This is a genomic window from Bradyrhizobium sp. BRP23, from assembly GCF_020194135.1.
GTDB lineage: Bacteria > Pseudomonadota > Alphaproteobacteria > Rhizobiales > Xanthobacteraceae > Bradyrhizobium > Bradyrhizobium yuanmingense.
Map to the genome: position 1 here is coordinate 1 of NZ_JADYVW010000032.1, position 19,695 is coordinate 19,695.

Here is a 19,695-nt window from a genome sequence, read left to right on the forward strand (position 1 = left end):
TCAACGTCCTTCGTCACATTAACGACGCGCTCGCCCGTTGGACGAGGCGGAAATACAAGCGGTTGAAAGGCCGGAAAGTCGCCTCAGTATATTGGTTGGGACGGCTCGCACAGCGCGATCCGAACCTCCTCTATTTGTGGCGAGTCGGCATTCGACCTGCGGCTGGAAGATAGAAGCCGGATGAATCGAGAGGTTCACGTCCGGTTTCGTGAGAGCCTCGGGGTGCAATTCCCCGGGGCTACTCGACCGACCACCACGCGCTCCAGGTCCTTTGGGCCGAGGGCGCCTGTCTTGTGCGCCCCCGACAGACTTTCTTGGATTAGCGCAACGAGCTGCTCCTCGCCGAGCCGCTGCCGCCAGCGCGTCATCGACGATCGATCGATCGAACGGCAGGCGGTGGCGGAAGCTCAGCTCGCCGCAGAAGTATTGGCAATAGGGGTTCTCGATCCAGCGAGCGCACAGCACCTCATCTGACAGGTTGTGCATGTGCTTCAAAATGAACAGGCCGGCGACTAGCCGCGTCGGCAAGCCCGGCTGTCCCGACCCTGCTTGGCACACCGAACTGAAGCACTCATTCAGGATGTTCCAGTCGATCAGCGCTGCCAACCGCACCAGCGGATGACCCATGTCGATGATCTGATCAAGCGCCGGAAGCACAGGTCTTTCTGGCGATCATCCCGCGGCTTGCTCATCGCAATCCCCAATGTCGACGACGCCGTCAGAGAATCACGAATCAACTAAAAGCAAAACTCAAAACGCAAGAAAGCGAGGTCCAATACCCCGCTTTCCTGCAAAATCGAATACTACATCAAGACCAATTCTGCTTATTTCTCAGGTCAATTCGCATTCTTCACGGACGACTTGATATGCGAGTTAACCGACCGACAGAGTCGTAGTTCGTACATAACGTACCTTGAACTTCATCTTTAGTACCATTCGTACGGTTCTGACGCGATTAGAGCACTCTGACCGAGAGCGCCGATGCGTTCGTACGTTTTGTACTAAGTTTTCACGCCGATATCGAACGCAATCTGTCAACGTAGATTTGCGAGCGGCGGAATGGTCCGCGCCGCGACGTCAGCGGTAAATCTAGCAGCCGACGTTCGGGAAGGCCCTGTCGATCGCGAATGATTGGGGGCGAAGATGGCCAAGTTCTGGGGTGAGCGGCCACTCTTCACGTGAAACAATTGGAGGTCTTTTATGAGGATGGCTAAGAGCCTATTTCTCGGTTCGGCGGCGGGTCTGATCACCTTGGGTGTGGCGCAGGCGGCTGATCTTCCTGTCAAGGCCAAGGCGATCGAGTATGTCAAGGTCTGCTCTCTGTATGGCGCCGGCTTCTATTACATTCCGGGCACTGACACGTGCATCAAGTTGGGTGGCTACCTGCGCGCTGAAACGACATTCAACACGAGCTACCATTATGCAGCGCCGGACAGTGGTGTGGGTGGCGCGCACAACCGCCTGAGCGAATATTACAGCGCGCGCGTCCGCCAAGATCTCTCGATCGACACGCGTACAGCGACCGAGTACGGCGTGCTCCGTACGTTCGCCGAGCTGGCTTGGACCTATACAGGGGGTGCCTATAGCGGTAACGGGGCGGGCGGCACGACGTATACGACGGGGATTGGTAATCAGGTCGCTCAGGGTACCCCCGGTCTCTATTACGCGTTCATTCAATTCGCTGGCTTCACGTTCGGCAAAGCGACGTCTCAGTTCAGTACTCCTTGGGGCCAATATGCGGCGCAATCCTTCGAGCTAACAGGTGCTGGCGGTTGGGATCCCGTGAACCAGATCGCCTATACATTTGATTTCGGGCAAGGCATCTCGGCCTCGTTGTCGGCCGAGGATCAGGTTTCCCGCAACCAGCTCGCTGTCTGGAACGTGAGCGCCGCGTCAGTTGGAGGCCTTGCTGCCGGTGCGTACGGCGCTAACGATTTCGGGGGGGCGAGGGCTCCAGACCTCATCGGATCCGTTACTGTTGACCAGAGTTGGGGTTATTTCAAAGCCTCGGTCGCAGCGCACAATAACCATGTTGCTTACTATGGCGCGACCGAGCTCACTGGCCATCCGGATGATAAGTGGGGCGGGGCCGGTCAGCTGGCATTGTCGATCAAGAACATTCCGACCGGTGCCGGCGATACGATCAACATGACAGCTGTGTATACGAAGGGTGCGAGCCGTTACAACTTCCACGACTACACGAATGCGCCCAGTTACGCGATGTACGGAAGCACGGGTCTCGCGGGTGCGTACCAGAGCGTCGGGCTCGCTGGTGTGTCTGACTCGGTGTTTGTGCCGGGATCCGGCCAGGAGCTGACTACGACATTCGGCTTCAACGGCGGTTACACCCACAACTGGGACCCGCAGTGGGCCAGCAGCGTCTTCGGGTCCTGGTCTGCTGTGCGCTACAACGGTACGGCCAAGGGTTATATCTGCGGTGCTGTCGTTCCAGGTCTTGCGCTCTCGACAGGCCTTGCTGGCTGCAACCCCGATTTCAACTTCGCCACTGTCGGTACAAGGACGGGTTGGACTCCGGTCAAGGGCCTGACCTTCTCAGCCGAACTCGCGTACACGATGCTGGACCAGAAGTACGCAAGCGGAAGCACGGTCACTTTGCCGGTGCAGAATTCGATTGCCAAGCCGGGTACTACGTATGAGCTGAAGGACCAGAATGCGTTCACGCTAGTGGTCCGAGCTCAGCGCAATTTCTAATTCTCTATTAACTAACGGAAGGAGAAAAGACGCGCTGTTGCTCATCTATGTGTTAACCTCCAAGAAGGCCTCCGGCATGCCCGCCGGAGGCCTTTTCTCACTCCGACGTGAAACGAGATGACCGCTTCGCAGCCACTCGTGACAAATTCGCGAGTCAGCACCACCAGCCTATCAGTTTCGTCGCGCGGGAAAGAAGCTCGCTCCAACCAAGAGGAGTTTGGCAGCTAGTTCAATCGCTTCATCGGCGTCGCCGCCCGATTCGGCTAAAAACAGTTCGGCGATCTCAACACGCGCGGCAAATACCGCAATCGTAAAAAGTTGCGATGGTCACCATGCCGAGTAAAAGCGCTGCCAGACCGGCACGCTTGACGCCGGATCCGTCGTTACGGCCGACCGCGTGGCCGACGCGTATGGCCGCAGCCATGCTGATACCGAAAGAAACACCAATAGGATAACATCGACTTGAACAGCGATCTGATGGGCAGCGAGCGCGCTGGTGCTAATCAGGCCGGCCAAAAGCGCCGCGGCCACGAACAGGCCATTTCCTATCATTGAACCAACTGAGATCGGTATCCCGATCACCAGCAGCTGACGCATCAACGGCCAGTCGAAGTGCCAAAGACGTTCAAACATGCGGTAGTCGCATAGATCAGTAGATAAACTAAGCCGGCATTTACGGGGATCGCCGCGACCGCGCTCATGAAGCTACGGAGCACCTGAAAGCAAAACGCCGGTGCAATGCCCCATACGATCCCGAGAAGGTATTGCTGGGCGAGACGCGCCGCGTTGGGAGGCCGCTTAAAGGCGAGCAGCAGTTGTTCTCCGCACAATGCGAGGGCTGTGATCGGAAGCGAAAGCAGCAACGCCATCCATAAGCGCGTGCGTACCGTACCTCGGATCGCAAGTAGATTGCCTGCCCCAAACGCCTGAGCCGCTAGGGGGGCGACCGCCGCCAGGAGGCCTGCGCCAAAGGTGAAGCTAACCAGATAGACCCTGTCCGCCAGTGCCGCCGCTGCGAGTGCCTAGCTGCTAATGCGACCGATTAGGGCGAGATCAGTCGTCATCATTGCGATCTGCCCAACCTGCGTCAGGATTATCGGCAGCGCGAATCTTGCAAGTTCGCGCAGCTCGTCAGTAAGCTCATGAACGTCTGTTGCCTGTCTCCTAACTCCGAGTGGAGAATGCGGGGTCGGTTTTGTTTCAGCTATCTTATCTCTGGAAGCCTTTATCAAAGATGCCCTCTATCATCGAGACGAACCCTCTTTGCCACTCCGATCGAGGAGGGCGCTTCAGAACTGGCCGGTGCGCGTCAGAGCTTAGAGCGCCCCACCGGTTTGAAGCTCTTCCGAGCCTGCGTGTAGCGACTGCTCGCTTTATACTCCGTCGCTTGGCTCCTGCGTTTCAATGCTTCCGCGCCGAAATAGCGCTCACCGATTTGGAGCGACGGCAGACTATTGCTCAGCTGGTCGATCACCTGGCGAAGATATGGCTTCCAACCGAGCAATGAGAGCGTGCCGGCATTCGTCAGTCGAGCCTGCGTCCGACGCCAGCGCGTACTGAAGGACGACAATGCCAGTGATCATCGCTGCGATCTTTGGGCATCCGATGCCGCTCCGCGAACAATATCAACTATTAACATTGGTGGTATCTACCTGGGTTGGGGCCCGGGCTGGGATCGATCGCAATTGTTCGGGAATCTATCTGACAACGCTTGCTCAAGCCCGATCACATGTTGCGATCAACCGGCTGGAATCACCGCGAAGGTCATGTTCTCGTGTGACCTGGTGCTCGTTCCCGAGTGCCGCGAAGCAGAAAATAGATTGATACATTGCAATTTTGAGCAATGCGCGTCTAGAGGCGCGGCACTGCACTAGACTAGGACGCCCTCACACTTGGTAGGTCTGTTCTCGTCAATTCTTATGTAGGGTGAATTTACGACAAAAACACTGCGTGAACTAAGCGGTATTTCTCTCCTCTAGGGCCCTTTCTCACGGAATTGCGAACAAAGTGGATGCATTTCTTTGCGGCGCTCCGCTTGAGTTCGGGGCTTGCTCATACGAGTGGAGCTGTAGCGAGTGCTTGCGTCACTCTATCGACATCGAGGAACGGCGAAAGGTCGAGATTGAGTTCAAACAGTTCAATGCATCACGCTAGAACAGGCAATGAAGGGAGACAACGCATGCGGGCCGACGAGGAAATGAAGCTCGGACTGTATCTCACTCGGGCGGGATACCATGAAGGCGCTTGGCTCGATCCAAGCGTACCCCTCAGTGGAGTAGGGGATGTCGAGCGTTATGAAGAACTTGCACGACTCGCCGAAAGTGCCGCTTTTCACTTCGTATTTGTCGCTGATCATCAAGGCATAATAGATGGTCACGCAACCATGTCACGTGTAGGTCGTAACGATGGCCTCGAGCCGATTACGCTGTTGTCGGCCCTTTCATCCCGAACTCGGGACATCGGTCTTGTTGCGACAGCGACGACCACTTACTATCAACCGTACAATCTTGCGCGAATGTTCGCATCACTTGACCATCTATCGAAAGGGCGCGCAGCCTGGAACATTGTTACCTCCGCCATGGCTCCCGAAGCTCACAATTTTGGTGAAGAGCGACTGCCAGATCACGACAAGCGTTACGCTCGAGCGAGCGAGTTCGTGGAGATAGTCAAAGGCCTTTGGGACACTTGGCAGGACGATGCTTTCGTTCGCGACAGGCAAACTGGTATTTACGCTGATACTACGAAGCTACATGTGCTCAATCATCGGGGAAACTATTTTTCGGTGAGAGGGCCCTTGAACATTGCAAGGCCCCGGCAAGGGTATCCCGTGTTGGTTCAGGCTGGCGCGTCCAATACAGGTATAGCCTTCGCTGCCGAAGTTGCCGAAGTCGTGTTCACCGCCGAGCCATCTCTTGAGAACGGTAAGCGATTCTACGCAGGTCTCAAGCAAAAAGCGCGGGCACTCGGGCGGAATGAGGATCAAGTGGTAATCATGCCGGGCATTGTTCCGATAGTTGGAAAAACTAAGCAAGAAGCCTCTGAGAAACTTCAAAGGTTAAGGGCGACCACGCACATTGACGTTCAAGTTGGGGCGGCCGATCTTTGGTTAGGCTCAGTCACCGATCTACGTTCGGTGAATCTTGACGCGTTGGTCCCTGAGACTTTGCCGGGGACGAATTCCATCCAGAGTCGTCAGAAGCTGCTCGTCGACGTTGCCGCACGTCAGAAATTTACCTGGAGACAACTGATCCAATTGATATCAGACAGCAAAGGACATCTCATGGTTGTTGGAACGCCGGAGGAAATTGCTGACGCCATGGTAGATACGTTTGATCAACACGCGGCTGACGGATTTAATGTGTTACCAGCGACTGCGCCTGGCGGTCTGAGAGACTTTGTTGACCTGGTAGTTCCTGAATTGCGTCGGCGAGGGAAATTCCGATCGAAATACTTCGGAAAAACCCTAAGAGAGAATCTCGGCCTCGAGCGACCAGCGAATCAGTTCGCCCAGTAAACAGCTACCAACTCAGCCAACTCTCGGTATGCGCATCTGGAGCAGAGAGCTGGCATCGGTTGTCTGAACAGCAATTCCGCGTCGATAAGTGGAGCTTCTGCCGAGTTAAGCTGCCGCGCGGAACGGCAGCGGGCTGAAGTAAGCTTGATCCGGGGTACCCCGGTCAAGGCTCGAGTGGGGACGCCGGCCATTGTAAAAGGCGAGGTATCGGCCGATTGAGGCGCGGGCGTCGGAGACGGTGTCGTAGGCGCGCAGATAGACCTCTTCGCATTTGACGCTGCGCCACAGCCGCTCGACGAACACGTTGTCGCGCCAGGCGCCCCGGCCGTCCATGCTGATATGCCATGACTGGCGAGCACGCCGGTGAAAGCGGCGCCCGTGAACTGCGAGCCTTGGTCGGTGTTGAAGATGTCCGGCTTGCCGTGGCGAGCGAGAGCGTCCTCCAGCGTCTCGACGCAGAATGCGGCTTCCATCGTAATCGAGACGCGCCACGACAGCACCCGGCGGCTGAACCAGTCGAGAACCACCGCGAGATAGACGAAGCCGCGCGCCATCGGGATGTAGGTGATGCCCATCGCCCAGACCTGGTTCGAGCGTGTGATCTCCATCCCGTGCAGCAGATACGAATAGATCTTGTGCCCGGGTTCGGGCTTGGTGGTACGCGGCCGGCGGTAGAGCGCCTCTATCCCCATCCGCCGCATCAGCGTTTTGACATGCCGGCGGCCGATCTTGCACCCCTCGGCAGCCAGCAGGTCTCGCAGCATTCGCGAACCGGCGAAAGGAAACTCCAAATGCAGCCGGTCAAGCCGTTGCATGATCGCGAGGTCGGCGGGCGACACCGGACGTGGTAGATAATAGACACTGCCACGGCTGATCTTCAAAACTTCCGCCTGTTTCGTGATCGGCAGGTCGTGCTCACGGTCGATCATCGCTTTGCGCTCAGCAGGCCGGCTTTGCTGAGCGCGCCTTCTAAAAAATCGTTCTCAAGCGTCAGCTCCCCGATCTTGGCGTGCAGCATTTTCACGTCCACCGCGGGCTCGCTCGTTCTGTTGCCATCGCCAGGACCAAATACCTCGGCCGCCGCTTCCTGAAGCTGAGACTTCCACTGCGTGATCTGGTTCGGATGCACGTCGAAATGCTCAGCCAGCTGGGCCAGCGTCATCTCGCCCTTGATCGCCGCTAACGCCACCTTGGCCTTGAATGCCGGTGCGTGCTGCCGGCGGGCTCGTCTGCTCATCGTCTCTCCTGATTCGCGGGACAATCTTGCCCGCCGTCAGGCAGAAACTCCACCTATCGCCCTGTCCAGATTCCCGGAGCCAGCTCTCAGTTGTGTCGTTCGGGAAACAGTCCGCTAGCTGCATTTCACTGAGTTGTAAACGGTCGCTTGGTTGTTCACGTTGCAAGAAGCCGTGGTAGGTGCGCATCCTCGCCGCGTCACTCGAATCCAACGTGCGCTCGTACCCTCGTTTCTTTCTAGCCATTTTCAGCTGATCGCAGGGCTCGACTATGCTTACTGAGGATGGCCGAAAGGTAACGGTGGAAACCGTATCGTTGCACATCGGAGGCGATCGAACTAAAGGCTGCTGGTGCGACCGTGCGAGTGGACCTCCAGTTGGTTCTGCCGCGTACGATCTCGACAGAGTTCGGGGAAGTGGAAAGTTTTCGTGGTCTCAGATGATCGCATCTTCGGATGGATACAGCGCAAGCTTGACTGCGTTTAGTTCTGCGGCTAGCCAATTTGCAAAGAGTCGCACGTAAACTTTGTATCGTGCCTTCAATGTGCGATGCATGTTAATGGTGAATGCATGCCTTGAGGAGAACGTTGCCAGCACGTCATGTTTAGCAGTTTATGAGAATGTGGGAGAATTGATGTTGCTTCTGCCCATCAGCGCCGCGCCGGGGCCGGCGGCGAGCGCTGCGTTTGGCCGAACCACTGTGATTCCGGCTTTCAAACTGAAGGCTCGAACAAGCGCAAGCGAAATCGCCCACTATTAACGGACTGTCATCGAGCCGATTGCTGGCGAACAAGCCGCGTGGCGTTCCTCTGTCTTCAATGGCATCTTCTGCGTCCTCAGATCAGGAACACACTTGCGAAGATGGGCCTATATGCTGGAAGGGATCGATTGGCGGAATCCGCACTTGAGCTGGCGGCCGCAAAGTATTTTGGGAGTTCCAACGCATCTAATCTGTGATTCACTGTGTCGCATAGATGCCGACCGCGACGCCGATGCGGGTGACGTCGCAACCTGAGAGAGGCGCTGGGAGCCGATCGCGCGAAGGGTTTGAAGGTCGCCGCTGAGCTCGCGGTCGCTCGCTCGAAAGCGTCGGAAGACGAGACGCTGATCCCACAGCAGAAGCTAAGATCGCCCGGCTGAGCATCAGATCTATGGGCAACAGTCGGAACGTTCGGCGCGGCTGATCGAGCAGGTGGCGCTGAAGTTCGCAGATCTGGAAGCCGCCTCCACCGAGGACGAGCTTGCGGCGGGTCGGGCCGCGGCGCAGACGACGACGTTCCCGGGAGTTACCCGCAAGGTAAGCCCCCGGTGAAGCTTACGATTACCCACATTTTTTGAGGTGCACTGAGCCGAAAAACTTGAGTCGCCAGAATCACTTGTGATTCTTTGATGGGCACCTGATTCGAGAAGAGGTGCTCTATGGGACTGACTTCACGCGCCCGGGATGAGAACGCCCATCGTTTGGCGTCTGACGCGGTGAGTTGGTTTGATCGTGAAGCTGCGCTGTGCGAATTCCAGGACGCTCGACTTGGCGAGAGATTTCGCATGCTGCTGAAGCAGATTGGTGGAGACATCGGACAGAGCATTCCGATGGTTTGCCAAGACTGCGCGAATACCAAGGCGGCCTATCGTTTCTTCTCCAATGAACGAGTAAGCGAGGCCGACATCCTGTCTGGTCATTTTAAATCGACGCGGGAACGTATCGCGGCTGCGAAAGGGCCTGTTCTTGTTCTGCATGATACGACCGAATTCACCTATCAAAGGGAGCGCCCGGATCTGATCGGGATGATTAAGCGCATCCCCAAAAGCAACTCTCGAAGATTGGACGGAAAACCCCAAACGTACACGACATGCGGAATATTGATGCATTCGAGCCTTGCGGTGACCCTTGAGGGGCTTCCACTGGGGCTCAGCGCCGTGAAGTTCTGGACCAGAAAGAAATTCAGAGGGGTCGCTGCGCTCAGGCGCGAGGTCAACCTGACACGGATCCCCATTGAAACCAAGGAGAGCATTCGGTGGCTGGAAAACCTCAAGCAATCCACGGAGCTTTTTGAGAAGCCATCGAAGTGCATCCATATCGGTGATCGTGAGGCCGATATTTATGAATTGTTTTGCGCCGCCCAAGAGGTTGGAACGCATTTCTTGGTAAGGACCTGTGTCAATCGCCTGGCAGGCGATGGCGATCATACCGTTGCAACGATAATGGACGAGGTCGCGGTCAAAGGTCTCCACCGGATCGAAGTCCAGGATAGTAAGGGCAATCCAGACCAGGCTGTTCTTGAAATCCGGTATCGTAAAATCCGTATTTTGCCACCGATAGGCAAGCAGTCGCGGTATCCAGCTTTGACTTTGACAGTGATCCACGCTGATGAAAGAGGAGCGCCAAAGAACAGAAAGAAAATTGAATGGAAACTCCTGACCGATCTTCCGGTGCAATCGCGCGGCGATGCGATCGAGAAGCTCGATTGGTATTCCTTGCGATGCAAGATCGAGGTCTTCCACAAGATACTCAAATCCGGCTGTAGGGCAGAGGACTCGCAACTGCGGACTGCTCAGCGATTGACGAATCTGATCTCGGTGTTCTGCATTGTGAGCTGGCGCATTTTTTGGATGACGATGCTCAATCGTTCAGCGCCAAATGTCTCACCGGAATTTGGGTTGACCAAAGCTAATTGCTTGATCGGCTCGTCAAAGACAAAAATCCAGTCAGCACCCAACGAAAGACATTGTCGCATTATCTCATCAAGATCGCCAGGCTCGGCGGCTATCTCGCCCGCGCCAACGATCCGCCACCAGGGAATCTGATCATGTGGCGCGGACTATCGCGATTCATTGATATCGCAACGGGAGCGAAGCTCTGACTCAAAGATGTGGGTAATCGTAAGCTACGCCGAATGGGTACGCTTGTCCGCGTGCATCAGCATGGTATGGCGCGACAATCAGGATGAGAGGTCTCACCTTGATCGCCGCCGCCCAGCATGGGGTTCTGTAGCCGGTGCGTCTGGCTTGAGCCCCGACGGGACACGCGACGCCGAACTTGCCGGAAGACTGTTGTCTCGTTTGAAATCTGGGCAATGCTGCTTGCCGACCGTGGCTATGACGCTAACTGGATCAGACGCCTGTTCATCCGGATTCCTAATGGTGGCAAACTAACGTGCCGAACCGGCGACGATTGCCCTCGCTGAGAGGTACCTAAGCGACTTGATATTCCTTCGTCGCTACCGTCGCAGTTGCGTGTCTCATCTCGCGCGCGTCGTGCTCCGGACTATCCAGTCTGGTAGCTGCCCGGGTCGCACATTCGGTGGTTTAGTCCTTTTAATGCAAGAGAGATCGAGCTGCGTTTGACGTATGTGCAGGACCACCGATTGGCTTGATGTTACCAAGCCTCCGTGTTGTACCCGCAACTGGGCGGCAGACCTCGCATGTCTTGCAAATCAACGTGGGGACAACCAGATGTTACAGCGAAGCCCGCCCTTTAGTGTTCAGCCATCTCGCGCGGCTTGCTGCGTGTGAGTGCAGGCGCGCTCGAAAGACCAAGTGCACTTCACATCGTGAGACCCGCCGCGTGCTCTCTTTTTTCACCATCCATGCTCGCAGCTTCTCCCCTTTACGGCCAATTACAGTGGAAGGAAGCTCTTCCTCTGCTCGATCGCATTGCGCACATGTCAGATGCCCATCAGAACGCAGTGCATGCTGCCGGGCAGAAACTGAAGCTGAGTCAGCTCGGAGCACCTGCCTCCCTTCCGGACGGCTTCGCCGTCTTGCTTACGGCTAAGTGAACAAATTTGGAGCAGGCGTTACGCCTTCAGTCACCACGACATCATCGCAGATGCGCACAAAGGAGCATTCAATGAAGAAGACGAACTGCTCGGAGGCTTATGCATACCTCAACTGGCAGGAGGTCCTCGAATGGGCGGATAGGTTAAGTGAAAGCCAGATCTACTGGAAAGATGAAGGCCCACTATCAATGAGAAAACCCATTCTTTTAGACGCCGCGCAACGTGTGCGTGGCAGAAAGCTGTCTTCCTGACGAGATCTGATCTTCCCCCGAAAAAGTGGAAGGGTTTAAGCGGCTTTTAGCTCCATCTCGATCGGAGGGATATATCCGATGAATGGAGCCTGGTGCGATTGTAGAGCCCTCGATGAAGGCGAAGATATCGCGTTGGGCGTAGGTGCGGGTCTTATGCTGACGATGATGAACGAGCTCGGTCTTGAGGGTGTGGAGGAAGCTCTCCATCGGGGCATTGTCGACGCATTCGGCCCTGCGGCTCATCGATGCGGGAAGGCCCGCGGCTGCGATAGATGTGTGAAGCGTACTGTCGGAATGATGGATCAATCCGGAGCGGGCCGCTGCTGGCGGACCGCGATTGTTAGCGCGGAGGAGACGAGTTTGACCCGCATGTGATCCTGCATCGCCCAACCGACGATCCTGCGGCTGAAGAGGTCCATGACGGCGGCCAGATGCAAGCAGCCCTCCGCGGTCGGGATGTAGGTGATATCAGCCAGCCAGATCCGATTTGGGGCTGCGGCGGTGAAGTCGCGCGCGAGCAGGTTCGCCGCAATCGGCAGAGCATGGCGACTGTCGGTGGTGCGGACCCGACGTGGCGGCGCCGTGATCGCCCGAATGCCATGCCGCCGCATCAGCAGTTCGATCCGGCCCCGGCTGACCCCACGTCCCTGCGTCCGCACTAGGGCATGCACATATCTCTGAGGCTCCATCCTGCTGAGACGGCGTGGAAGTATTCGAGGCCGTTTTTGAAGGTGATCGGGCCCGGCGGCTTGGACGATGGGTAGCCGTCCCAGCCGCCGAGACGGCCGATGATCCAGGCGGCCCAGGCGAGGCTGTTGGGCGGATGCGGGTTCTTTAGTCGCTTGCTCGCGGCTTCGAGTTGCTGGTTGAGGGCAATGAGCGCGCCTATTTGGCGGTTATCGAAGGCCGCGACAATAAGCTGGCGACTACCGTTGCGGGCCTGCAGAAGCTGGATGGTGATGACGGCCGCCTTGGCGGCGATCGCAACCAACTTGAGAAGACGATCGGCGGATCCGATCTGGCTGTTTTCGAGCTTGAGGCCTTGTGTCTTCAGGACACGGAAGAACTGCTCGATGATCCAGCGCTGCTTGTACCATTGGACGATGCGCCAGGCGTCCTCGGTGCCGGTAACCTCGTGAGAGGTGAGAAGCCGCCAGTGCAGCGGCTCTACGCCGGCCTCGGCATTGACCTCGCGCACATCGACCACCGCCAATGGCAAGCTTTTCGGCAGATGGTGCAGGAACTTACTCTGCGGGCGGGCGAGCTCGATTGCGTCAAAGCGAAGTTCGAGGTGGGCTAGGCGAGCTGGCCGCGCGGCGCGCGCAGGCAGTTGGATCGTACGCCGGTCCACCACGGCCATAACATCGCTGGCCTCATATAGGCTGCTGCGGTCGGCAAGCTTGCGATCATGCATGCTGCGCGCGATGACGTGGAAGTGTTGCTCAGCCGAGCTGGCATAAAGGGCAAAGATATCGCTCTCGCGGTCGCCCAGCACCGTCACCGCCGCGGCCTTGGTAAGCAGCGGCCTTGCCGCCACGGCAGTGGATATCCAGCGCTGCGATTCCTTGTCCGACAGCTCACGTTCGTCGTGCGAGGTCGTGCGGCGGCCTTTGCGCGTCCATATCTGTCCGCTCAAAAGCCCAAGACAGCTGCCGTCGTCGGCATCCACAGCCAGCAGCGGATGCAGCAGCACGCCGTGGCTATTACCTTTTCCGATTTCTCCGAGCCCACGCCGGCGTTGCGATGTGGTGTTGAAGTGGATCTCACTGGTGTCCTGGATCGCCAGCACGTGGCGGCCTTCTACCGCAGTGACCGTGCTTTCGCTCCAGCTTTCGATGATCCGCTCCGCCGTTACCTTTTCATGGCCAAGAAAGCGGTTGAACCGCACTTCCAGCGCGCGGTTCCCCCTGGAGAGCTGCCGAAGGCAGACAGTTCTGCCTGCAACCATGCGTTCAGCGAGCGCCGCCCCCCTTTATCGAGACGACGATCCCCGAACCGGCCCAGCGTCCAGTCAATCCGTGACAACATCGCGGCACCCCCGTCCAAACCATGGAGTGCCGCAATACGAATCACACAGACTCCCGATTCTGGAATCCCCGCGGCGGACCCGAGTCAATCCGTCGCACCAGATATGTGCATGCCCTAGTGCGTCCGCAGGGCGGCGTGGACCCGAGGACTGCCATAGCGCTGGCCGCTCTCGCGATGGACCTGCCAGATCTCCGCCAGCAACGCAGCATCGGAGGTTGCGCGGGTGCTCACCGGACGCGCGCCCAAGCGTAATAGCCGGCCGGCGACACCTCGAGGACGGCACACATCAGCCGTACCGTCGCGATGGTCCTCGATGAAGCGGGAGGTCATGTCCGAGTTCCAGCAAAGATCGCGATCGACTCCCTAAGAAACAGCCGGATTGGCGTCCTCTGGAATGGTCTGTAACACGAAGCCCAGTGATTTGGCTCTGCGTTGTAGGTTGGCGAGGACGCGGCTGCGATATTGTTGCTCATAATGGGCGGCACCCGGATATTTGTAGCTCATGCCATGCCGGAGTGTGTTGTGGACCAAAACCGCAATCTTGCGGGCGGTCGCCGTTACGGCTTTGGACTTGCCCGCTCGGGAGGCTAGCCGACGCATAGAATGCGCCGAGCGCTGTGTTCAAATGCCAGTGATGGACCCAAGCCGTGGATCTCAATCAGATCGACGCCGAGCACGCCCTACAGCGCAGTCCTGACATCGAAGGTAGGCGCATTGACCTGTTTGGTCTTGATGCGTGGCCTTTGCGCCTTTTTTGTTCAGTGCCGCGATCAGGACCTCGAGCTTGCGGTCACAGTCCAGTATCTTGGCCCGGTAGACGTCGTAAAGTTCCAGCGATTGGGTCACGCGAAGACATTTTCGTGCCAGTCGTTGCCCACCAGTGCCGCACGGATCGTCGCGATGGATGAATGGCATCGCACGTCCCGATAGGTTGCCAAGACGTCAGGATTCCGCTCGCCTGCAACAATGACTCGGATCACCCCGGGCACGTTCTTGGCGTGCCGCGCGTTGACCAGGATCACCTCAGACCCGCGCTGCTCCAGGATCTCGTAAACCGGGATCCAATAGACCCCAGTGGATTCCGTCGCGATACTCGTCACGCCGCAGGCTCCGAACTAGCTCGGCAGCTGATGCAAGTCTTGCGTAAATGTACCGAAAGAGCGCACCGGCGCGTCGGTGCAAGCTGGGTTCACCGCAGCCATGTGCATCTTTGATCCAATGTCGATGGCGGCGGCCCCGAGGTTGACCAGCTTCAGTTCCGGTCGGCCGCCGCTCGTCTTCTTGAGCGCTGGGCGATGCCAATCGTCATATTCTTAATCGGGATCGCCGCCAGGCGGCGGCACCGCTCTCAAGTTCGCAAGCACCCATGGACCATGTTTTTTAACGGGGATTGTGCCTCCAATAATCGAGCGGCCGCTACCCTCCCGGCCGCCGAGCATGGCACAAGGCTGTTTCTACGCTGCGCACAGGCGCGCCACGGTGCGGGACAGTTTTTTAAATGTCGCGCTCCATCCGCAGTCGTTCGTTTTCCTGACGCAGCCGGGCGATCTCCGAAGCCTGGTCCGCCGGCATCGGTGTCGCCTGCGTGGTGGGCGCCTCGCCGCCGATGCCGGCTCCTGCCGGAGCTTATCCACCCAGCGCCGCAGCACCGAGTCGCGCAGACCGAGCTCCTTGGCGACCGCCCCGATCGATTGACCACTCGATACCGCCAGTTCAACGGCATGGCGCTTGTGGTCCTCTGTGAACGACCAAGAAGCTTGGCTTCACGAACGCGTCGTGGATGGCGAGTGCGGTCGCCCCAAACTCATTCCACAGCCAGCCCAGTGAACGAATTATCAAGGTCGCCGTGAATCTGAGCGATTGTTCATTTGCGCTTGTTGCCGGCGGCACCTGTTGTCTACATAGGTTCACTCAATTTGACATCCGGCGGGTGTCTTGGTCCGATCGATGACTCTCCGGAGGGTTTGACCGTCGTGCCAGGCATTGCGATGGCTTGCAGCAATACCCGAGATAGGCGCCCACGGATTGGGAATGCAGGAATTGCCTGGGATCGTCCACAGTCGATCGGAAGGTCAACGCCGAGACCGGGCCGATCCCCGGCATCGTCATCAAGAGCCGACAAGCCGGGTCACTGCGCACGACCTTCAGAACCAGACGATGCAGTCGGGTGTACTCCCGCTCTCGACGAACACGTTTGTCGCGCCAGGCACCCCGACCGTCCATGCTGATGGCGATACCATGACTGGCGAGCACGCCGGTGAACGCGGCGCCCGTGAACTGCGAGCCTTGGTCGGTGACCTTGCCCCTCGGGCCTAATCCCGTTTGAAGTTCGTTCTGGCCCACGACAAAGACCAGAGCATGAAGCGCAGCCGCTTTTCGGAAGAGATGGAGTATTCGGTCCCGATCGCCTGACCTATTTGCCGCGCGGCACGTTTTGACTGACGATCATGGACCAACTGCATCCGAAGGAGAAAAGTCATGATCTACGTCGGCCTCGATGTTTCGCTGAATTCCGATGCGGTATGTGCGGTGGATGGGACCGGAGAGCTTATCCGGGAGGGAACGACGTTCGCGGACGCGCCATCGATTGTGCAGTACCTCGAACCATGGGCTGGTCAAGTTGAACGGGTGGGCCTGGAGGCAGGACCGACGTCAGAATGACTGACCGCAAATCTAATCGAACTGGGGCTGCCGGCCGTCAGTATGGAAGCCCGCCAGGTCAAAGCGGCACTTTCGGCCATGCCGGTGAAGACCGATCGCAACGACGCCCGCGGGATCGCGCAGGTGGTGAGAACGGGTTGGTTCAAGCCTGTTCACGTCAAGAGCATCGGCAGCCAAAGGGCGCGGACGCTGGCGGCTGCTCGCAAGCATATCATCCGCTCCATCGCTGCCGCAGAGCAAGTCATCCGCGGACTTCTGCGTCCGCTCGGTCTCAAAGTCGGAATCGTCTCAGTCTATCTGCGCGCCTACCACACCGTGTCCGACGCCCGCGCCTCGATCGGCCGATACCTCGACTTTTACAATGGCCGGCGTCCCCAGTCGAGCCTTGACGCGGCACTTCGGATCAAGCTTACTTCAACCAGCTGCCGTTCCGCGCGGCAGCCTAACTCTGGCAAAAGCTCCACTTATCGACGCGGAATTGCTGTTCAGACAACCGAGACCTACTCTCGGACCCGCCTCACGCAAAACTCTTCAAACGGTCCACTCGCTCTGAGCACGAAAGTCAATACCTCGAACGGGTCATAGTGGAGTTGCTCGCGCACCAGCCAGGAGACCCAGCGGCATCTTTACGAGTTGCGTCGCGGATCTTCACGACCACCGAGCCGCCATCATGTACGCCGACAGCCCATCCCGCGCACTCCGATCGGATAGATCCCCACCGCTGCGCGCACCAGCGCATCATCAATCTCGATGTCGATTGTAATCCTGCATTGCCACTTTCGCGCAGATCCAACGTGCGCAGCTCCAACATCACCGGAACGAAGATCGCCGCCCCTCCTCCGGCAAGCTCAGCAGACCGGCACTCGCGCCTTGCGACCAGCAAACAGGTGTTGCGGTGGGAGGTCGAGCCTGCGCCCCGCCTCAACGCGCCTATGGTCGGCGCATTTGAGTCCGTCTGACCGTTGACCGCAGAGCCCCACCGCCGCTGCCGCCTCGCTCCAACTGGTTATCCACCCGGCTCTGAGCCGTCAACTATATAGTCAAGCATATTGGGACCCTCACTATATACGACAGAATCATCTCACGCCGAGCAAGGTGGGTGAGATACGCCACGTATTGATGGGGCGTCAATTCGCGCTCTCCTTCAGGACCAGCACTCATGCCATCGGTCACACGAATGCCGGTGCACATGAACGCAACCGACCTTTATCTAAAGTGCTGCCGCAATCATTTTTCGGCCCTCTATACATAAGCCCTCGATAAAACGCGTCTTTACGGGCTTGCCTTGTGTGCTAGGCGACGAGGCGCTCCCCGGTCAAGACGGTAGTGCACCGACACATCTCACCAAGCCCCCGCGCGATTTTGCTGCACCGTCAACCGTCCGTGATGCCCGCCATGCGGCAGCCTTCGAAGACTTTACACGCCAGCCGTATTCGATAATCCCGAAGTTCCTTCAAATGGACGACAGCTCTCCGCCTCTTCGCGAGTGCCCACTTCCATCCCAACGTCGGCCCGCCGTGTTGTCCAACATGGCGTCCGCCATTAGCGCTCAGCCGCATGGCCTCGGAGACGTCCGTCGGACTACTTGGCCTTCCTTAGATGCTTGCGGCATATCGCTGCTCCTAAGTCGCTAACGTAGTGAGCAGGGCTTTGTGCCAGCAACGATCACGAAGGAAATACCACTGCGCTTCCGTCGTACCCATTGACTAACTTGATTAACTCCTCACCTGGCGTCCAGAAAAGCCAATCGTCGTCCACAATGTTTTCGTTTACCAATCGCAATATCGAACCACCTGGTTCGCAACGCGTTATGTCGTAGACACGCTTCTCGACAGACCACGTTCCCGCAAGACCACACATGAAATCAGGAGCCCACATGGCAAAGGAGACACCGCGCATTATCCCTTCCATGATCTTGGGCATACCCTGCCTCCTAAAGTCTCCGCGCACCCAAATGTCCCCGCGAAAGACCACCCTTCCAGTGATCTGGCGCGCAATCGGCGCTTTGCAAATGCAACAATCATCAGGATGTGCATGTTTGCTCGGATCAGCGTAGAAAAATCTCAGAGATTCAAGATGTTCCTTTAGATTGCTGCTCGATAGGTCATACAGTCGAGCAGCCTCCACGAGGACGACGTCGTTGTTCTTGTCAACCCCCACGATCCAATATCCCTCGCCTGCTTTGATGGGTGATGTGTCAGGCCGAAAAATCGGATATGTCCTGCCTTTTGTCGGAGTGCGCTCCGTGATCGCGACATACTCATGAAAATCGAAGCCGATCGAGATCTTAACGCCCTTTCGAATGGCGGCGCGGTCATACACTTGGAGAAAGCGAGATGCTTGCAACTGATCCACTATGCACTTCATTGTTGCCCGGCCTCCTATGCCGACGAACCGAGCCGTGGCGTTCCGGCTCGCTATTCGAGTTTGTACTACATCATCAAATCACTAGAGACGACCGAATCTGGTAGGAACATCGGAGGCGAAAGGTCGCTCTTTCGCCGGTCCGCCGGACCAGCTAAAACCTGTCCGACGTCTCTCGCGAAGTGAGCCAAAGCTGGAGCGGTCATCTCGCGGCCAGATCACAGCCCATCCTGCGCACGCCGATCGAGCCAGCACTGATTTCGACTCGCTGACGTGTCCCGACATGATCGAAGAAGATCCGACCGCAAAGCCATCCTGAGACACCATGAGTGGAACACCTCAGAGCATTCAAGAGACGGTAGCGGCAGAGGATTCAGTCGAGAGCGCGATGCAATTCCTGCTTGCGGCGGCGGTGAGAGTCAGCGGTCAACTTACCTGACGGCGAGATGCATTCTGGTGCTACTGAGATCGAATTGCTTATTTCGTCGGCACGCTCACCTCTACCAGAGTTTCGGCCAAAGCTTGCTCGAACACTTCAAGACCTTCATCCACCGTCTCACGGTGGATCGTGAGTGCGGGCAAGAATTTCACGACCTGGTCGACGGGCCCGCATCGCTCGGCGTGGGGATGGTCGAGTTCGTATGATCTGTCGTAGCGTCCGCCTCCAGGCGGGTGACTACGCCGAAGAGCCGACCATTCAACCGAATCCCATCGTGTCGCGGCTTTGCCGACCACGAACAGAAGCAAGGTACCCGCGGCACGCGCTTTTAAGGGATTGACAGAAGCAGACCGAATACAGAAGCAGATTATCGCGATATTGAAGGAGCATGAGGCCGGCGTGTCGGTGGCCGATCTGTGCCGCAAGCATGGCGTCAACGACGCCAGCAGCTAGAAATGGAACGCCAAGTTCGGGGGCTGAAGGTCTCGGAAGCCAAGCGGCTGAAGACTCTGGAGGATGAGAACACGCGGCTGAAACGGTTGCCGGCCGACGCTATGCTGGACAACGCGGCCTTGAAGGACCTCGTGAGAAAGAATGTATGGTCCGCACCGTCCGTGCAAGGGTCGTAACAGCGAAAATGACGCTTCCAGTTGCATAAATGTATCCGGCCTCTCGCGAGCGGACTGCTGTTGCAGCCAGGCCATGATGAGAT

The 19,695-nt window shown here is 57.6% G+C and carries 10 protein-coding genes and 7 pseudogenes; 9 read left to right on the plus strand and 8 right to left on the minus strand.

The window, feature by feature from the left end:
* Positions 1 to 248: 248 nt before the first annotated feature.
* Positions 249 to 692, minus strand: a pseudogene (locus I6F24_RS36965) (transposase); the annotation flags it as partial.
* Positions 693 to 1,200: 508 nt separating this feature from the next.
* Between I6F24_RS36965 and I6F24_RS36970 the strand changes: the two are divergent.
* On the plus strand, positions 1,201 to 2,712 hold the full coding sequence (locus tag I6F24_RS36970; protein WP_225131443.1) for a porin: 1,512 nt from the start codon (positions 1,201 to 1,203) through the stop codon (positions 2,710 to 2,712).
* 327 nt (positions 2,713 to 3,039) lie between these two features.
* Here I6F24_RS36970 and I6F24_RS36975 read toward each other — a convergent pair whose 3' ends face one another.
* Entirely contained in the window at positions 3,040 to 3,345 is a 306-nt protein-coding gene (locus I6F24_RS36975; protein ID WP_225131445.1) for a hypothetical protein, read from the minus strand.
* A gap of 1,546 nt (positions 3,346 to 4,891) precedes the next feature.
* Between I6F24_RS36975 and I6F24_RS36985 the strand changes: the two genes are divergently transcribed.
* Positions 4,892 to 6,226: an LLM class flavin-dependent oxidoreductase gene (locus I6F24_RS36985; RefSeq protein ID WP_225131447.1), complete on the plus strand. Its 1,335-nt coding sequence runs from the start codon at positions 4,892 to 4,894 to the stop codon at positions 6,224 to 6,226.
* Between the two features lie 105 nt (positions 6,227 to 6,331).
* Here the strand turns inward: I6F24_RS36985 and I6F24_RS36990 are convergent.
* A pseudogene (locus I6F24_RS36990) lies at positions 6,332 to 7,463 on the minus strand (IS3 family transposase).
* Between the two features lie 968 nt (positions 7,464 to 8,431).
* On the opposite strand from I6F24_RS36990, the pseudogene I6F24_RS36995 reads away from it, so the two are divergent.
* The 3 genes and pseudogenes from I6F24_RS36995 to I6F24_RS37005 all read left to right on the plus strand — a co-directional run.
* Positions 8,432 to 8,758: pseudogene (locus I6F24_RS36995) on the plus strand (IS66 family transposase); the annotation flags it as partial.
* 122 nt (positions 8,759 to 8,880) lie between these two features.
* Positions 8,881 to 10,266, plus strand: a complete 1,386-nt coding sequence (locus I6F24_RS37000; protein ID WP_225131448.1) for an IS4 family transposase — start codon at positions 8,881 to 8,883, stop codon at positions 10,264 to 10,266.
* A 1,045-nt stretch (positions 10,267 to 11,311) separates the two neighbouring features.
* The gene (locus tag I6F24_RS37005; RefSeq protein WP_225131450.1) at positions 11,312 to 11,491 is read left to right on the plus strand and encodes a hypothetical protein; all 180 of its coding nucleotides are present in this window, start codon (positions 11,312 to 11,314) and stop codon (positions 11,489 to 11,491) included.
* A 46-nt stretch (positions 11,492 to 11,537) separates the two neighbouring features.
* Here I6F24_RS37005 and I6F24_RS37010 read toward each other — a convergent pair.
* The 4 genes and pseudogenes from I6F24_RS37010 to I6F24_RS37855 form a co-directional block, all read right to left on the minus strand.
* Positions 11,538 to 12,162: pseudogene (locus tag I6F24_RS37010) on the minus strand (IS3 family transposase); the annotation flags it as partial.
* A complete protein-coding gene (locus I6F24_RS37015; protein WP_225131452.1) occupies positions 12,150 to 13,379 on the minus strand; it encodes an IS4 family transposase in 1,230 nt (409 codons plus the stop codon). The pseudogene I6F24_RS37010 and the gene I6F24_RS37015, both read right to left, overlap by 13 nt.
* Positions 13,380 to 14,361: 982 nt before the next feature.
* On the minus strand, positions 14,362 to 14,619 hold the full coding sequence (locus I6F24_RS37020; RefSeq protein ID WP_225131463.1) for a hypothetical protein: 258 nt from the start codon (positions 14,617 to 14,619) through the stop codon (positions 14,362 to 14,364).
* Positions 14,620 to 15,430: 811 nt separating this feature from the next.
* A complete protein-coding gene (locus I6F24_RS37855; protein WP_225131461.1) occupies positions 15,431 to 15,742 on the minus strand; it encodes a transposase in 312 nt (103 codons plus the stop codon).
* Between the two features lie 255 nt (positions 15,743 to 15,997).
* Between I6F24_RS37855 and I6F24_RS37035 the strand changes: the two genes are divergently transcribed.
* The 3 genes and pseudogenes from I6F24_RS37035 to I6F24_RS37040 all read left to right on the plus strand — a co-directional run.
* Positions 15,998 to 16,180, plus strand: coding sequence for a hypothetical protein (locus tag I6F24_RS37035; RefSeq protein WP_225131453.1), 183 nt, complete (start codon positions 15,998 to 16,000; stop codon positions 16,178 to 16,180).
* 21 nt (positions 16,181 to 16,201) lie between these two features.
* Positions 16,202 to 16,429: pseudogene (locus tag I6F24_RS37860) on the plus strand (IS110 family transposase); the annotation flags it as partial.
* Positions 16,430 to 16,471: 42 nt separating this feature from the next.
* Positions 16,472 to 16,626, plus strand: a pseudogene (locus I6F24_RS37040) (IS3 family transposase); the annotation flags it as partial.
* 1,219 nt (positions 16,627 to 17,845) lie between these two features.
* Here I6F24_RS37040 and I6F24_RS37045 read toward each other — a convergent pair.
* Positions 17,846 to 18,535 (minus strand): hypothetical protein, encoded by a 690-nt coding sequence (locus I6F24_RS37045; RefSeq protein ID WP_225131455.1) that lies wholly within the window; start codon positions 18,533 to 18,535, stop codon positions 17,846 to 17,848.
* Between the two features lie 784 nt (positions 18,536 to 19,319).
* On the opposite strand from I6F24_RS37045, the pseudogene I6F24_RS37050 reads away from it, so the two are divergent.
* Positions 19,320 to 19,582 (plus strand): annotated as a pseudogene (locus I6F24_RS37050) (transposase); the annotation flags it as partial.
* Positions 19,583 to 19,695 lie beyond the last annotated feature (113 nt).

Bases quoted from the DNA above. Each gene is read 5' to 3' on its own strand.
- I6F24_RS36985 (WP_225131447.1), top strand. From the start codon at position 4,892: ATGCGGGCCGACGAGGAAATGAAGCTCGGACTGTATCTCACTCGGGCG.
- I6F24_RS37000 (WP_225131448.1), top strand. From the start codon at position 8,881: ATGGGACTGACTTCACGCGCCCGGGATGAGAACGCCCATCGTTTGGCG.
- I6F24_RS36975 (WP_225131445.1), bottom strand. From the start codon at position 3,345: ATGTTTGAACGTCTTTGGCACTTCGACTGGCCGTTGATGCGTCAGCTG.
- I6F24_RS37855 (WP_225131461.1), bottom strand. From the start codon at position 15,742: ATGGACGGTCGGGGTGCCTGGCGCGACAAACGTGTTCGTCGAGAGCGG.
- I6F24_RS37005 (WP_225131450.1), top strand. From the start codon at position 11,312: ATGAAGAAGACGAACTGCTCGGAGGCTTATGCATACCTCAACTGGCAG.
- I6F24_RS37035 (WP_225131453.1), top strand. From the start codon at position 15,998: ATGATCTACGTCGGCCTCGATGTTTCGCTGAATTCCGATGCGGTATGT.
- I6F24_RS36970 (WP_225131443.1), top strand. From the start codon at position 1,201: ATGAGGATGGCTAAGAGCCTATTTCTCGGTTCGGCGGCGGGTCTGATC.